Raw genomic sequence first — 14,446 nt, 5'->3', positions numbered from 1 at the left:
TGTCAACGTCCTGGCTGGTCCCATGAAACAGCAGCTCGCAATAAGCGCTCCCAATCGCGGCGCAATTTGGGCGCTTGATCAGATTGAAGCTTGGCTGGGAAACGCATCATCCAATCACCGTGAGGGTCCACCAAGTACAAATGATCTTGCAACGCATGACCCGTTTGCGGCGTCAACCATTGGGCAATGGCAGACTCCGGAACACGCAAAACCACAGCTTCAGTCAAGCCCGGCAACACCTGTTGGTTGACTTGGGCATCATCACTGATGAGCCAAACCCAATCGGTACGCTCCTTTTCCCGCCCCAAGGTTGCACGTATCTGCCGCTGCAAATACAGGTTTTGCTGACAAGCCTCATCGCAAGCAGCGGGTGCCACGCTCACCAACAACCACTGACCTTTCAAACTTTGTAAAGACACAGCCGTGCCTTTCAAATCTTGGGCTTGCAAGGCAGGGATGGACTTGACTGGCATGATGAGTTCGCCAAAACTTTTGATGCTGTCTGGTCGAAGCACGTAAAAAGTGAAGTAAGACGCAAGCACAGGCGAGGCGCAGATCAGTAAAACCAAGAGCATGCGCAAGCGACCGGCGGTTGTGCGGCCTGCATCTTCGTTGGCCGCTGCAGCCGGGTCAGGCAGATCGTAGACCGTCATGCTCAAAGCATGGGGTTCATGGGCATCAGTTTGTTTGTTTTGCATGCTTCAGAGGTTGAATCCATTGAAACCAGAGGTACAGACCCGCGATCAAGGCGCACAAGGCAAACCATTGGAACGCATAGCCCTTGTTTTTATCGGCACTTGAAGCCACCACCGGCCAATCACGCCGCAAGCCTTCTGAAGCTTCGCCAGTTTGAATCAAGATACCGGCCACATTGTCGGTGACCAAGGCTTGCATCTGAACCATGTCCAAATTGGCCTGTATCCGTGGCAGGGATTGTGCCGAGGTCTCGCCATCAGCCAATTGCACCATCTGGGACAAAGGAGCGGCCACCTTGCCCTGAACGGTCACCAGCGCTGGCGGTGTCTCAATGCTGGGCACTTTGCGAGGATCGACAGGATCACGTTGAACCCAGCCCCTTTGAACCCAAGCCACTTGCCCTGGCGCCCAGCGCAAAGGTGTCATGACCCAATAGCCCGCTTTCCCATGGTGGTTGCGGTTGTCCAAAAAAACAGTTTGGTCGGACAACCATTGACCTTCCAGTTGAACGGGTCGGTGCACTTGCTGCCACAGCGTGGGTTGTTGCAAAAAATCTGGAGCACTCAATGGGGCTTGCAAGGCTTGAGCTTCGATGCTGGCTTGCAGGCCCAGTTTGGCTTGTGCACGGGACAGCTGCCACTGCCCCAGGTTGAAGGTGATCAGCACGCCAGCCAGCGCCGCTACAGCAACGACTACGCGTCGCCAAGTGGCATTCCCCGGTTGGTGCTGGTTCTGGCTTGAACTCACTGGATAATGGCTCCCATGACTATTTTGATTGCTGTGTTTTTTTTGGGTGTGTTGGCCGCTTTGGCCACCGCGTTGTTTTTCATGATGCGCGGGGAAGATGAAGGCACGCCCAAAACGCAGCGCATGATGCGTGCTTTGGCGTTTCGGGTAGGCATCTCCATTGTTTTGTTCCTGTGTATTTTGCTCAGTTGGAAAATGGGTTGGCTTCAACCCACAGGTATTCCCCTCAAGCCGGCTGCTTGAAGGGGCCAACTCGGACAATCATCCGTCTCAACTTGAGAACGAAAAGGGCCGCAAACGCGGCCCTTTTGTGTTGAATGATTCAATCAGATCCAGTAGACCAAGATGTACAAACCCAGCCACACCACATCCACGAAGTGCCAATACCAAGCAGCGCCTTCAAAACCAAAATGGTTGCTGGATGAGAAGTGACCTTTTTGCAAACGCAGCGTCACAAACAACAGCATCAGCATGCCCACAAGCACGTGAAAGCCATGGAAACCTGTCAACATGAAGAAGGTTGAGCCATAGACACCTGATGTCAGCTTCAAATTCAAATCGACGTAGGCATGGTAATACTCGTAGCCTTGAACGCCCAAGAAAATCACGCCCAACAAGACAGTCAGCCACATGAATTGAATGGTTTTGGAGCGGTTGTCCTCAAGCAATGCATGGTGTGCAATGGTCAAGGTCACGCCTGAGCTCAACAGCAAAGCGGTGTTGATGGTGGGCAACCAAAACGGTGTCATGGTTTGGAATGGCTCGATGATGCCGCCAGGAGATGCGGTAGCGCCGGCTGCCACACTGGGCCAGACGGCTTTGAAATCGGGCCACAGCAAGGCATGCTCGACATTGCCAAGCTCGGGCACCGAGTGCACCCGCGCCCACCACAAAGCAGAGAAGAAGGCGCCGAAGAACATCACTTCAGAGAAGATGAACCAGCTCATGCTCCAGCGGTAAGACAGATCAATTTTGCGACCAAATTTGCCGCTTTCACTTTCATGGATAGCGTCGCTGAACCACTGGAACAAGACAAACAACCAAATGGCCAAGCCGGCAAAAAGTGAATATTTGCCCCAGCTGACATCGTTCATCCACTGGCTTGCACCCAAGATAACGAAGAACAAACCAAAGGACGCAAACGCAGGGTGGCGCGAAGGTTCTGGGACATAGTAATACGGCTTTGCGCCATGTGCTGAGCTGCTCATCAATCGACTCCTTTTATTTCGCAACCACCAAGTTGACGACAACGATCAACCCGATCACAAACAACAAACCTGCCACCAAGCCCACACCCAGAACATGCAAGGGGGTGATGTGCGACAGGTCTTCTTGAAATTCACTGTTTTTTCGAATACCGATGAAAGACCAAGCAACCGCGACGATGGAGCGCCACAAAGGACGCTTGACCACCACAACAGGCTGCGCCAACTGGTCGTTCATACGCCTTCACCGCTCACGGACACAGCCGAGACCTTGCTGCCAGGAGCCGCGGGTGTTTTGCTGCCCACTTCAAAGAATGTGTAGGACAAGGTGATGGTATTGACGCTTTTCGACAGCTTGGGGTCAATCACGAACACCACCGGCCATTGTTTTTTCTCGCCTGGCGCCAAGGTGTATTGGTTGAAGCAAAAACATTCCATCTTGTTGAAATGGGCTGAGGCTTCACTGGGCGCGTAGCTGGGAATGGCTTGGGCTGACATGGAACGGTCTTGCACGTTTTGAAATTCGTACATGACTGACATCAGTTGCCCTGGGTGCACCTGCACAGAACTTTGCATGGGTTGGAATTGCCAAGGACCTCTGGCGTTGGCATCAAATTCCACGGTGATGGTGCGGCTGGTGTCGATCTGGCTGTTGTCAGCCTTGGACAAACGCGCATTGCCAGAGCCAGGCAACTCTTTTTCGCCCAGCGCCAAAATATTGATGCCGGTCATCTCACAAATGTGTTTGTAAATGGGGATGAGGGCATAGCCAAAGGCGAACATGCCCAAGGCCACCACCGTCAGTTTTCGCAGCATCAATAAATTGTTTTGGCGCAATCTCATGACATTCTTTTTGTTGAAACCACTTAAGCCACGATGCGATTGGCATCAGCATTGAGTTTGGGTGGGTTCTCGAAAGTGTGGAAAGGCGCTGGGGAAGGCACTTCCCACTCCAAACCTTCAGCAGCTTCCCAAGGGCGTTGCGCTGCCTTTTCACCTTGACCGCGCATGGTGGGCAACACAATGAAGAAGAAGAAATACACCTGCGCAAAACCAAAGGCAAAGGCACCAAACGAAGCCCAGGCATTGAAGTCGGCAAATTGCATGGGGTAGTCAGCATAGCGACGAGGCATACCGGCCAGACCCAAGAAATGCATTGGGAAGAAGGTGACGTTGAAAGAAATCAGGGTCCACCAGAAGTGAATCTTGCCGCGTGTTTCGTTGTACATCACGCCCGTCCACTTGGGTGACCAGTAGTAATAACCAGCGAACATGGTGAACAAAGAACCAGCCACCAACACATAGTGGAAATGGGCCACCACGTAATAACCGTCTTGCAGTTGCAAGTCGATGGGGGCCATGGACAAAATCAAACCAGTGAAGCCACCCATGGTGAACACAAAGATGAAACCCACAGCAAACAGCATGGGGGTTTCAAAGGTCATGGAACCCTTCCACATGGTGGCAATCCAGTTGAACACCTTCACGCCCGTGGGCACAGAGATGAGCATGGTGGCGTACATGAAGAACAATTGGCCCGTGACCGGCATGCCCGTGGTGTACATGTGATGCGCCCACACAATGAAGGACAAGATAGCGATGGAGGATGTGGCATAAACCATGGAGGCGTAGCCAAACAAACGTTTGCGCGAGAAAGCAGGCACGATCTGGCTGATGATGCCAAAGGCCGGCAAAATCATGATGTACACCTCGGGGTGACCAAAGAACCAGAAGATGTGCTGGAACATGACAGGGTCACCGCCACCGGCAGGGTTGAAGAAGGTGGTGCCGAAATGACGGTCGGTGAGCACCATGGTGATGGCGCCAGCCAACACAGGCATCACAGCGATCAGCAAATAAGCAGTGATGAGCCATGTCCACACGAACATGGGCATCTTCATCAGTGTCATGCCAGGGGCACGCATGTTCAAGATGGTGACGATGATGTTGATCGAGCCCATGATGGAACTGGCACCCAACAAATGCAACGCCAAGATGCTGGCATCCATGGACGGGCCCATTTGCAGGGTCAGTGGTGCATAAATGGTCCAGCCTGTGGCGGGGGCGCCGCCGGGCATGAAGAAGGAACCGGCCAGCATGAGGGCAGCGGGAATCATCAGCCAAAAGCTGAAATTGTTCATCCGGGCAAAGGCCATGTCTGAAGCGCCAATTTGCAACGGAATCATCCAGTTGGCAAAGCCCACGAAGGCAGGCATGATGGCGCCGAACACCATGATCAAGCCGTGCATGGTGGTGAATTGGTTGAACAATTCGGGGTTGACCAATTGCAAACCGGGCTGGAACAACTCGGCGCGAATCAGCAACGCCAAGACGCCACCGATGATGAACATGGTGAAGGCAAACAGCAAATAAAGCGTGCCAATGTCTTTATGGTTGGTGGCATAAACCCAACGACGCCATCCGTGCGGTGCACCGTGGTGATCGTCATGCCCGTGGTCTGCGGCCCCGTGGCCGTGGGGATCGAGAACTGCGCTCATGATTGTTCCTTAGATATCGTTGGGTTTACTGACGGGCTGCACGCACTTCGGCGGGTTGCACCAACTGGCCGGTTTTGTTGGACCAATTGTTTTTGGTGTAACTGATCACAGCAGCAATTTCGGTGTCGCTCAGTTGTTTCCAAGCAGGCATGGTCAGGTTGTTTTGGCCATTGAGCAAGACATTGATTTGTTTGGAGCTGTCGGCATCCAACACCACAGCAGCACCATCAAGACCCTTGATGGGGCCCATGCCCTGGCCGGTGGCTTGGTGACAAGATTGGCAGTTGGCCTCGTAAACCTTGCTGCCCTTGGCAGTCAGCTCAGCCAACGTCCAAACTTTGTTGGGGTCGTCTTGTTTGGCGGCCATTTTTTTGTTTTGGTCTGCCACCCATGCGGTGTATTCCTCAGCGCTCACCACTTTCACGTGGATGGGCATGTAGGCGTGTTCTTTGCCACACAGTTCTTGACATTGGCCACGGAAATCACCGGTTTTTTCTGCGCGGAACCAGGTGTCGCGCACAAAACCAGGGATGGCGTCTTGCTTGATGCCAAACGAGTTGACAGCAAACGAGTGAATCACATCGTTGGAGGTGGTGATGATGCGGATTTTTTTGCCCACTGGCACCACCATCGGGTTGTCTACTTTCAGCAGGTAGTCGTCGGTGGGCTCAGGCTTGCCGCTGTCAGACATGGCACGTTGCTTCTCGTCCAAGCTGGAGATAAAGCCAATGCCTTCACCCTCGCCCTTGATGTAGTCATACCCCCATTTCCACTGGTAGCCAGTGGCTTTGATGGTGAGATCGGCATTGGAGGTGTCTTTGCTGGCCACCACCGCTTTGGTGGCTGGCAGCGCCATCAAGATAACGATGATGAAGGGCACCACGGTCCAAGCGATTTCCACTTTGACTGACTCGTGGAAAGTAGCGGGCTTGTGACCCAAGGATTTGCGGTGCTTGAAGATGGAATAGAACATCAGGCCAAACACAGCCACGAAAATCACCGTGCAAATGATCAACATGAACCAGTGCAGCCAAACTTGCTGCTCGGCAATTTTGGTGACTGGCGGATGCAAATTCAACTGGTTGACCGCAGGGCCGCCAGGCAAATCGTTGACAGCCCAAGCTGCGGTTGCACCATAGGCAGCCAGTGCCAAAGATGCAGTTTCCAATTTTTTGTAAATGTTGTTCATCATGTTTGTAAAGAGTCAACAGAAAAAGTCTTGCCGCTTAACTGGCAGATTCTAGCAACGGAACACTGAGGGGAATCTGACAGCTAGCTTGCATGACCCCAACAACAAGTGGAAAAGCCCCTGCACCCTTGTGGGGTCCCATGTTGTTTTGAGAAATACATTCCCGAAAAACCATGCATCAGCCGCGTTTGAGTTGGGCTTTCATTTGCGCCAAGCTCACCTGTGTCTCCGGTTTGACAGCCAAGCGTGAGGGGGCTTTAAAAGCATGGCCATAAATCACTTCGAAGGTCAGCGCCAAACGACCACCATGCGCCGAGTCAGAGAGCTTGGCTCGGAGCTGCCGGTGCAGTTGATTGAGCCAAGCCCGACCCCGGCAAGCACTGAACCGCTGTGGGTTCAGGTTGCGTCCCAAGCTGCGCAATTCATTCAGCAAAGCTTCTGGTGTTTCGTAGGTGAGCGTGATGCGCTCCATGTCCATGATGGGCGCTGCAAAACCCGAACTCAGCAGCATGTCGCCCCAATCGTGCATGTCGGTGAAATCGTGGCTGGGCGCAGGCCAGCCCAAGCTGGCATAGAGCTGGCGCAACTCGCGCAAGCTGTCGGGCCCCAAACAGGAAAACATCACAAAACCTGCTGGGTTCAAGCTGCTGGCCCACTGCGTCATCCATTGCGCTGGGTTGGCTTGCATGTGCAAACCCATGTTGGACCAGAGCATGTCCGCGGCTTGATCGGTTGACAGCCCAAACCGGCGCTGCGGTCCCACCCACCGCCGCCACCAAGGACGTTGCAGGGCTTGACTCGCCCACACCACGTCTGCTTCATGGCTTTGCACCACAGTGCAACTGGCTTTGGCAAAAATACTTTCCAACAAATCTTGCGATGCCAAGCCCCCTGTGCGCGGTGCCCAGTGCACCCAATGTTGAACCGGATGACGAATCAACGCCAGACGCTGCGACATGCGCCGTGCCACTTCATTGTGCAACCAAGGTTGACCAGCGCGGCTGGCTTTCAAGGACACATGCTGACTGGCCAAAGCGTCCAGCGGTGGCAACGGGTCACTGTTTTCGGGTGCAGGGATCACACTCATGAGCGAAGTTGTTCCCTATATTGACGGCATGAATTTCATCCGCAAAGCATACCGAACCTGGTCAAGCCATCAGACATTCAGCAAGCCATGGTCTTGGCCCAGTCTGTGCAGGGTCTGTCATGCTTGGGCCACGCAAACCTTGTGCACAGCCTGTTTGTCTGCCGCGCCCGGGCCGGTGCTTCGATGCACAAGCTGCGCCATGCCGCTTGCAGCCGCGCCGACATCCTCCAAGCAGGGGCATGGTCCTCTCAGCACCAACACCCGCGAACCGCCCGTTTGCGTCAGCTGTTTGTTGGCGCCCCCACCTTGGCAGCGCTGCCTCGCCGCCCTGCCGTATGCACCGCCTTGGTCCGATTTGATCAGCGCCTTCAAATACCAAGGCGAAGCAGGCTTGGTGCGTTTTTTGGCCCTTCAAATGCAAACCCTTGAAGGTATCCAACAGTTGGTTGAGCAAGCCGATCTGCTGTTGCCGGTGCCCTTGTCGGCCCAGCGCTTGCAACAGCGCGGCTTCAACCAATCGCTGTTGCTGGCGCGGGCTTTGTCGCCGCACAAAACCCTGCCCGATGCCTTGCTGCGTCTGCGCGACACGCCGTCACAAGCAGCTTTGCCCCGTGAAGACCGGCTGCACAACCTGACCCATGCCATGGCTTGCAACCCACGCTACCTTTCAACATTGCTCGGCCAGCGGGTAGTGTTGGTGGACGATGTGCTGACCACCGGCAGCACCTTGCGGGCCTGCACCGAGGCTTTGCGGTCGGCGGGCGTGTCCAGCGTCGATTGCATTGTGTTGGCCCGTGCCACCGGCTTAGAGCCGCCACAATCAGCGCTTGGCCACTGAGTTCCCCATGTTCAATATCGTTCTGGTTCACCCTGAAATCCCACCCAATACTGGCAATGTCATTCGCTTGGCGGCCAACACCGGCTGCGCCTTGCACCTGATTGAGCCGCTGGGTTTTTCCATGGAAGACAAGCAAATGCGCCGCGCCGGTTTGGACTACCGCGAGTACGCCACGGTCAAACGCCACGCCAGTTGGCAAGCATTTTTAAGCGCCGAGCAGCCCGCGCCCAACCGTTGCTTTGCCTTGACCACCCACGGCCAACACGCGGTGCACGGTTGCCAGTTTCAGCCTGGCGATTGGCTGGTGTTTGGGTCGGAAACCAGTGGTTTGCCCACCGATATTCGGGCCTTTTTCCCAGAAACCCAAAAAATGCGTTTGCCCATGTTGGACGGCCAGCGCAGCCTGAATTTGTCCAATGCCGTGGCCATCACGGTGTACGAAGCTTGGCGGCAACAAGGCTTTGCCGTGCCCAACAACGCGTCGGTTTAAAGCCTTGAACCAGGGCACCGCTCAGGCGTATTGACGCACCACCGACTCGGCCACGCACACCGGTTTGTCGCTGCCCTCGCGCTCCACCGTCACCTGCCACGTCATTTGCAAACCCAGCGGATCGATGTTTTCACAGGACAGCAAATGCATGTGGCCGCGCAAACGGCTGCCCACCGGCACCGGCGCGGTGAACCGCACCTTGTTCAAACCGTAGTTGATGCCCATGCGGGTTTGGTGAATTTCAAACGCCGACTCGAACATGCAGGGCAACAAAGACAAGGTCAGGAAGCCATGCGCGATGGTGCTGCCAAAGGGCCCTGCCTTGGCGCGTTCTTGGTCGAGGTGGATCCACTGGTGGTCGTGGGTGGCATCCGCAAATTGGTTCACCTGCGCTTGGGTGATGGTCAGCCAATCGCTGATGGCGACGTCTTGGCCCACGTGTTGGGCCACCTCGTCAAAGGTTTCAAATGTTTTTTTCATGGGGGCAAATGTCGTTCAAACACCCCCTGCCGTCAATCCTGCGCGGGACAGCCGCGCCAGAGCCCGCCAAATGGGTCACCTAAAATCTGTTTTTTTCAAATAAGAAACCCCACGCCATGAGCGCTTTTCACGAAGAAACCGTTTTAACCGTCCACCACTGGACCGACCGCCTGTTCAGCTTCACCACCACCCGCGACCAGGCCCTGCGGTTTTCCAACGGCCACTTCACCATGATTGGCCTCAAAGTCAATGACAAACCCCTGCTTCGCGCCTACAGCATTGTGAGTGCCAACTACGAGGAACACCTCGAGTTCTTAAGCATCAAGGTGCAAGACGGCCCCCTCACTTCACGGCTGCAGCACATCCAAGTGGGCGACAAAATCATCGTCGGCCGCAAGCCTACCGGCACCCTGCTGATCGACTATTTGCTGCCCGGCAAGAACCTGTATTTGCTGGGCACCGGCACCGGCTTGGCGCCCTACATGAGCGTCATCCGCGACCCCGAAACCTACGAGCGCTTTGAAAAAGTCATCTTGGTGCACGGCGTGCGCGAAGTCAAAGAGCTGGCCTACCACGACTACCTCACGCAAGAGCTGCCGCAGCACGAGCTGTTGGGTGAAATGGTCAGCGGCCAAATGCTGTATTACCCCACGGTCACCCGCGAGCCATTTCGCAACCAAGGCCGCATCAACGCCCTGATGGACAGCGGCAAGCTGTTCACCGACCTCGGCCTGCCAGCGCTCAACCCCGAAACCGACCGCGTCATGTTGTGCGGCAGCCCAGAAATGCTGAAAAGCCTGAAAACCCTGCTGGAAGAGCGCCACTTCAAAGAAGGCAACACCACCACCCCCGGCGACTTCGTGGTGGAGCGGGCGTTTGTGGAGCAGTGACCCTGTGATGGTGTCTTGGCCGCTCACGGTCAACGCTGCCCGTCCCTGCAAAATTCGAACGCGCCGTGCGTTTTTAAAGCAATAGAACACCTTGTTCACCCCCGCCGTCAGGGAGGTGCTTCGCCAAGCCATTCCACACGAAATGTTCAAACGCGGTGGCATGGCCATGGTTGCCAATGCGGCGGTGTGGTTCGATGCCAAGGGGGCCAAAGTGCTTAACTTTCCCTGAGCAAAAAATTGAGCTGGAACGCCCCATGCCGACGCGTGATGCTGTCTGGTTTTAAGCATTGGTTGATTGACATTTCAAAAAATACACAAAATAATGTGCTTTTTTAGGTGCTAAATATGTCCATCACGCAAACCATTTTTGCAAAAAACACAGTCAGCATGACGGATTTGCGCCGCAATCCGTCTGAAGTCATTGATGTGGCCAACGTCGCCCCTGTGGCCATCTTGAACCACAACAAACCTGCCGCGTATTTGATTTCCGCAGCCGCTTACGAGGACATGTTGGAACAACTGGAAGACGCCGCGCTGACCAAGACCGCCCAAGCCCGTGCTGGCGGTCCGACCGTGAAGGTGAAGCTTGAAGACCTATGAGCTTGAGTTTCATGAGCTGGCCTTGAAAGAGTGGAAAAAACTCGACGGCTCGGTCAGAACACAACTTATCAAGGTACTTTCAAAACGCCTCCAAGCGCCACATGTGCCATCTGCCAGATTGCGCGGGGACTTGCAAAACACCTACAAAATCAAATTGCAAGACTTGGGCTACCGCTTGGTTTACGAAGTGATTGATCAACGATTGATCGTTTTGGTGATTGCCATTGGCAGACGTGATCATGATGGGGCTTATCAGATCGCAATTAAACGCACCAAATAAAGCTCAAATTAAACCCGCTCAATCACCAACGCAATCCCCTGCCCCACGCCAATGCACATGGTGCACAAGGCGTAGCGGCCACCGGTGGCGTGCAGCCGGTTGATGGCGGTGGTGGCCAATCGAGCGCCAGATGCGCCCAGCGGGTGGCCCAAGGCAATCGCGCCGCCCCAAGCATTCACACGCGGGTCCTCGTCTTGCAAGCCCAACAGCCGCAGCACTGCCAAGCCTTGCGCGGCGAACGCTTCGTTGAGCTCGATCACATCCATCTGATCCAGCGTCAAACCGGTCTGGGCCAACACTTTTTGCGTGGCAGGAACGGGGCCGATGCCCATCACGCGCGGTGCAACGCCCGCTGTGGCCATGCCCACCACCCGGGCTTTGGGCGTGAGGCCATGTTTGGCGGCATCTGCCTCGCTGGCCAGCAGCAAGGCGCAAGCGCCATCGTTCACGCCAGAAGCATTGCCCGCGGTCACCGTGCCATCGGGGCGCACCACGCCTTTGAGTTTGGCCAGCGCTGCCAAGCTGGTTTCACGCGGGTGCTCGTCGCTGTCCACCAGCAGCGGGTCGCCTTTTTTCTGGGGAATGGTGACCGGGCAGATTTCACGCGCCAAGTGCCCGGCTTGGATGGCCGCCACGGCCCGCAGTTGGCTGTTCATGGCCATCAAGTCTTGGGCTTCGCGCTCAATCTTGTAGTCGGTGGCCACGTTCTCGGCCGTCTCGGGCATGGCGTCCACACCGTATTTTTCTTTCATCAGCTTGTTGACGAAGCGCCAGCCGATGGTGGTGTCGAACACCGTGTTGGCACGGCTGAAGGCGGTTTCGGCTTTGGGCATCACGAAGGGCGCACGGCTCATGCTTTCCACGCCGCCGGCAATCATCAAGCCTGCTTCGCCCGCTTTGATGGCGCGTGCCGCCGTGCCCACTGCATCCAAACCAGAGCCGCACAGCCGGTTGATCGTGGCCCCCGGCACATCCAGGGGCAAACCGGCCAACAAGCTGCTCATGTGAGCCACGTTGCGGTTGTCCTCACCGGCTTGGTTGGCGCAGCCATACAGCACATCGGTGACGGCCGCCCAGTCCACGCTGGGGTTGCGGGCCATCAAGGCCTTGATGGGAATGGCGCCCAAATCGTCGGTGCGCACGCTGCTCAAAGCACCACCGTAGCGGCCAAAGGGTGTGCGGATGGCGTCACAAATAAAGGCTTGGTTCATGAAATTCTCTTGGTTGACAATCTGGAGCTATGTACAGCCCCTCTCAAGACGATGTTCGTCGCTTCTTCTGTCAAGTCTATGCCAAGCATCAAGCGCATTCTTTGATTGACGCCTTGGAAGTGCTGGCCGGTGAATGGGTGGCCGAGCACCCCGAATACCACGCTGTGCTGGCCGATGAAGCCAACGCCTTGGCGCAGCAGTTCACAGGCGAGAACGGCCAAAACAACCCCTTCTTGCACCTGTCCATGCACTTGTCCATCAGCGAGCAGTGCTCGATCGACCAGCCCCGCGGCATCCGCCAAGCAGTGGAGTTGCTGGCCTCCAAGCGCAGCAGCGTTCACGAGGCGCACCACGAGGTGATGGAGTGCTTGGGCACCATGTTGTGGGAGAGTCAGCGCAGTGGTCGCCCGCCTGACGGGCAGGCCTATATTGACGCGGTGCAGCGCCGCGCCACCCGGGACTGAATCATTTCAACGCTCACAAAAAAGCCCGCTTGAAGCGGGCTATTTTTGTTTGAAACACCGATGTTTCAGCGGAACTTGGACTGGGGCACGGTCTTGAGCTCGCCTTGTTGCTTGGCAATGTAGGCCGAAATTTCTTTCAACTCGGCCAGTGTGAATTGCTTGGCAATGCCACCCATCACGCCGTTATTGCGTCCCCAAGTGGCTTGGTTGTCGACTTTGTAGGCCTTGAGCGACATGTACAAATAGTCTTTGTATTGGCCGCCAATTTTGGGGTAGCCAGGCACCATGGGCTTACTGTAGTTGGCACCGTGGCAAGAAGCACATGCGCCCTTGGCCAGCAACTCGGCCACTTTGCCTTTGGGTTCGGTGGCTTTCTCAGGCAAGGTGACAGCAGGGTCTTTGCCATGTGACTCGTAGTAGGCGGCAATATCGGCCATGTCCTTGGCGGTCAAAGGCGCAGCAACGCTGCGCATGGTGGGGTGTTTGCGATCGCCTTTTTGATAAGCGTTGAGTGCCGACACGATGTAACTGGCGCTTTGGCCGGAAATCATGGGGACTTTGTAAACCTCGGGGAAACTGGCTTGGTAGCCTTTGATGCCATGACATCCAATGCACAAAGCGATTTTGGATTCGCCTGCTTTGGCGTCACCAGCTTCTTCAGCTTGGACAAAAGAGGTCGCGCAAGCGACAAGAAGGAGAAGCGCTGACTTTAAAAAATTGTTCATTTTGGATAGACAATCATTGAGAAACTCCAAAGATTATATCGACGCGATTTGTAAGCTCCGTGTCGGAAAACCACAAAGGCTTGTTCCATGAAATTTGCAGGATCTGAAAACTACGTTGCCACGCAAGACCTGATGTTGGCGGTGAACGCCGCCATCACCTTGAAGCGGCCCTTGCTGGTCAAGGGCGAACCGGGCACCGGCAAAACCATGTTGGCCGAAGAAGTGGCGCAGTCTTTGGGCATGCCTTTGTTGCAGTGGCACGTGAAGTCCACCACCAAGGCACAGCAAGGCTTGTATGAATATGACGCGGTGAGTCGTCTGCGCGACAGCCAAATGGCCGACCTCGATGGCGGCGAGCGGGTGAAGAACATCGAGAACTACATCATCAAAGGCGTGCTCTGGCAGGCCTTCACCGCTACCGAACCCGTGGCGCTGCTCATTGACGAGATCGACAAAGCCGACATTGAATTTCCCAACGACTTGCTGCGCGAACTCGACCGCATGGAGTTTTATTGCTATGAAACCCGCGAGTTGATCAAAGCGCAAACCCGCCCGCTGGTGTTCATCACCTCGAACAACGAAAAAGAACTGCCGGATGCGTTTTTGCGCCGCTGCTTTTTCCACTACATCAAGTTCCCTGAAGCCGACACCATGCGGCAAATCATTGATGTGCATTTCCCCAACCTGAAAAAAGACCTGTTGGCCGCCGCCTTGAAAACCTTCTACGACGTGCGCGGCTTGCCAGGTTTGAAGAAAAAGCCTTCCACTTCAGAGCTCTTGGACTGGCTCAAGCTCTTGGTGGCCGAGGACATTCCGCTGGCCGCGCTGCAAACCCAGGACGACAAAGTGGCTGTGCCGCCGCTGGTGGGTGCGCTGCTGAAAAACGAGCAAGATGTGACGCTGTTTGAGAAACTGGTGTTCATGCAAAGCCGCAACCGCTGATTGACCATGCTGCCCTGCCAGATGGCGAAAGAAGCATTGCCAGACACCTGTTTTGACAGCATCATCCATAGCGAATGGCAGAATGTGAAATTGCATTTGGATTT

General features: G+C 55.3%; 20 protein-coding genes. 9 read left to right on the top strand and 11 right to left on the bottom strand.

All coding sequences use genetic code 11. The features are described from left to right. Positions 1-2 precede the first annotated feature (2 nt). Both AC8GFP_RS01905 and AC8GFP_RS01900 read right to left on the bottom strand, forming a co-directional pair. Positions 3-698, bottom strand: a complete 696-nt coding sequence (locus AC8GFP_RS01905) for a redox-active disulfide-containing membrane protein (RefSeq protein ID WP_506609704.1) — start codon at positions 696-698, stop codon at positions 3-5. Next, positions 679-1,443, bottom strand: a complete 765-nt coding sequence (locus AC8GFP_RS01900; RefSeq protein ID WP_506609702.1) for an SURF1 family protein — start codon at positions 1,441-1,443, stop codon at positions 679-681. The genes AC8GFP_RS01905 and AC8GFP_RS01900 overlap by 20 nt, the downstream gene beginning before the upstream one ends. A gap of 15 nt (positions 1,444-1,458) precedes the next feature. On the opposite strand from AC8GFP_RS01900, the gene AC8GFP_RS01895 reads away from it, so the two are divergent. Next, positions 1,459-1,686, top strand: a complete 228-nt coding sequence (locus tag AC8GFP_RS01895) for a twin transmembrane helix small protein (RefSeq protein WP_506609700.1) — start codon at positions 1,459-1,461, stop codon at positions 1,684-1,686. An 83-nt stretch (positions 1,687-1,769) separates the two neighbouring features. Here the strand turns inward: AC8GFP_RS01895 and AC8GFP_RS01890 are convergent, their stop codons facing one another. The 6 genes from AC8GFP_RS01890 to AC8GFP_RS01865 form a co-directional block, all read right to left on the bottom strand. Beyond that, positions 1,770-2,651 (bottom strand): cytochrome c oxidase subunit 3, encoded by an 882-nt coding sequence (locus AC8GFP_RS01890; RefSeq protein WP_506609698.1) that lies wholly within the window; start codon positions 2,649-2,651, stop codon positions 1,770-1,772. A 13-nt stretch (positions 2,652-2,664) separates the two neighbouring features. Beyond that, entirely contained in the window at positions 2,665-2,886 is a 222-nt protein-coding gene (locus AC8GFP_RS01885) for a DUF2970 domain-containing protein (protein ID WP_506609696.1), read from the bottom strand. After that, positions 2,883-3,491, bottom strand: a complete 609-nt coding sequence (locus tag AC8GFP_RS01880; protein ID WP_506609694.1) for a cytochrome c oxidase assembly protein — start codon at positions 3,489-3,491, stop codon at positions 2,883-2,885. Before AC8GFP_RS01880 ends, AC8GFP_RS01885 begins: the two co-directional genes overlap by 4 nt. Positions 3,492-3,514: 23 nt before the next feature. Then, complete coding sequence (gene ctaD, locus AC8GFP_RS01875) at positions 3,515-5,146, bottom strand: cytochrome c oxidase subunit I (RefSeq protein WP_506609692.1); 1,632 nt, start codon at positions 5,144-5,146, stop codon at positions 3,515-3,517. Between the two features lie 25 nt (positions 5,147-5,171). After that, positions 5,172-6,335, bottom strand: a complete 1,164-nt coding sequence (gene coxB / locus AC8GFP_RS01870) for a cytochrome c oxidase subunit II (RefSeq protein WP_506609691.1) — start codon at positions 6,333-6,335, stop codon at positions 5,172-5,174. Between the two features lie 178 nt (positions 6,336-6,513). Further along, positions 6,514-7,422 (bottom strand): class I SAM-dependent methyltransferase, encoded by a 909-nt coding sequence (locus tag AC8GFP_RS01865; protein ID WP_506609689.1) that lies wholly within the window; start codon positions 7,420-7,422, stop codon positions 6,514-6,516. Here AC8GFP_RS01865 and AC8GFP_RS01860 point away from each other — a divergent pair. Next, positions 7,421-8,260: a ComF family protein gene (locus AC8GFP_RS01860; protein WP_506609687.1), complete on the top strand. Its 840-nt coding sequence runs from the start codon at positions 7,421-7,423 to the stop codon at positions 8,258-8,260. The genes AC8GFP_RS01865 and AC8GFP_RS01860 overlap by 2 nt on opposite strands. A 7-nt stretch (positions 8,261-8,267) precedes the next feature. Further along, positions 8,268-8,750 (top strand): tRNA (uridine(34)/cytosine(34)/5-carboxymethylaminomethyluridine(34)-2'-O)-methyltransferase TrmL, encoded by a 483-nt coding sequence (trmL, locus tag AC8GFP_RS01855; RefSeq protein WP_506609685.1) that lies wholly within the window; start codon positions 8,268-8,270, stop codon positions 8,748-8,750. Positions 8,751-8,771: 21 nt separating this feature from the next. Here the strand turns inward: trmL and AC8GFP_RS01850 are convergent, their stop codons facing one another. Then, the gene (locus AC8GFP_RS01850; protein WP_506609683.1) at positions 8,772-9,230 is read right to left on the bottom strand and encodes a MaoC family dehydratase; all 459 of its coding nucleotides are present in this window, start codon (positions 9,228-9,230) and stop codon (positions 8,772-8,774) included. A 116-nt stretch (positions 9,231-9,346) separates the two neighbouring features. Here AC8GFP_RS01850 and AC8GFP_RS01845 point away from each other — a divergent pair, with 116 nt between their 5' ends. From AC8GFP_RS01845 to AC8GFP_RS01830, 4 genes are all read left to right on the top strand, one after another. Continuing rightward, the gene (locus AC8GFP_RS01845; protein ID WP_506609682.1) at positions 9,347-10,120 is read left to right on the top strand and encodes a ferredoxin--NADP reductase; all 774 of its coding nucleotides are present in this window, start codon (positions 9,347-9,349) and stop codon (positions 10,118-10,120) included. Positions 10,121-10,211: 91 nt separating this feature from the next. Further along, positions 10,212-10,349, top strand: coding sequence for a hypothetical protein (locus AC8GFP_RS01840; RefSeq protein ID WP_506609680.1), 138 nt, complete (start codon positions 10,212-10,214; stop codon positions 10,347-10,349). A gap of 116 nt (positions 10,350-10,465) precedes the next feature. Beyond that, a complete protein-coding gene (locus AC8GFP_RS01835) occupies positions 10,466-10,720 on the top strand; it encodes a type II toxin-antitoxin system Phd/YefM family antitoxin (RefSeq protein ID WP_506609679.1) in 255 nt (84 codons plus the stop codon). Then, positions 10,707-11,000 (top strand): type II toxin-antitoxin system RelE family toxin, encoded by a 294-nt coding sequence (locus AC8GFP_RS01830; protein ID WP_506609677.1) that lies wholly within the window; start codon positions 10,707-10,709, stop codon positions 10,998-11,000. Before AC8GFP_RS01835 ends, AC8GFP_RS01830 begins: the two co-directional genes overlap by 14 nt. Positions 11,001-11,008: 8 nt before the next feature. Here AC8GFP_RS01830 and pcaF read toward each other — a convergent pair whose 3' ends face one another. Continuing rightward, positions 11,009-12,211: a 3-oxoadipyl-CoA thiolase gene (pcaF, locus tag AC8GFP_RS01825; protein ID WP_506609675.1), complete on the bottom strand. Its 1,203-nt coding sequence runs from the start codon at positions 12,209-12,211 to the stop codon at positions 11,009-11,011. A gap of 29 nt (positions 12,212-12,240) precedes the next feature. Between pcaF and AC8GFP_RS01820 the strand changes: the two genes are divergently transcribed. Then, the gene (locus tag AC8GFP_RS01820) at positions 12,241-12,675 is read left to right on the top strand and encodes a DUF1841 family protein (protein WP_506609673.1); all 435 of its coding nucleotides are present in this window, start codon (positions 12,241-12,243) and stop codon (positions 12,673-12,675) included. A 65-nt stretch (positions 12,676-12,740) separates the two neighbouring features. On the opposite strand, the gene AC8GFP_RS01815 is transcribed toward AC8GFP_RS01820, so the two are convergent. Then, a complete protein-coding gene (locus AC8GFP_RS01815; RefSeq protein ID WP_506609671.1) occupies positions 12,741-13,400 on the bottom strand; it encodes a c-type cytochrome in 660 nt (219 codons plus the stop codon). Positions 13,401-13,487: 87 nt separating this feature from the next. Between AC8GFP_RS01815 and AC8GFP_RS01810 the strand changes: the two genes are divergently transcribed. Beyond that, complete coding sequence (locus AC8GFP_RS01810; RefSeq protein ID WP_506609670.1) at positions 13,488-14,342, top strand: AAA family ATPase; 855 nt, start codon at positions 13,488-13,490, stop codon at positions 14,340-14,342. The last annotated feature ends 104 nt before the right edge of the window (positions 14,343-14,446 follow it).

Origin of the sequence: Limnohabitans simekii (SeqCode), assembly GCF_965234735.1 — a bacterium.
Taxonomy (GTDB): Bacteria; Pseudomonadota; Gammaproteobacteria; order Burkholderiales; family Burkholderiaceae_C; genus Limnohabitans; species Limnohabitans simekii.
The sequence above is the reverse complement of the archived record's forward strand: the minus strand, read 5'-3'. Positions and strand labels throughout refer to the sequence as shown.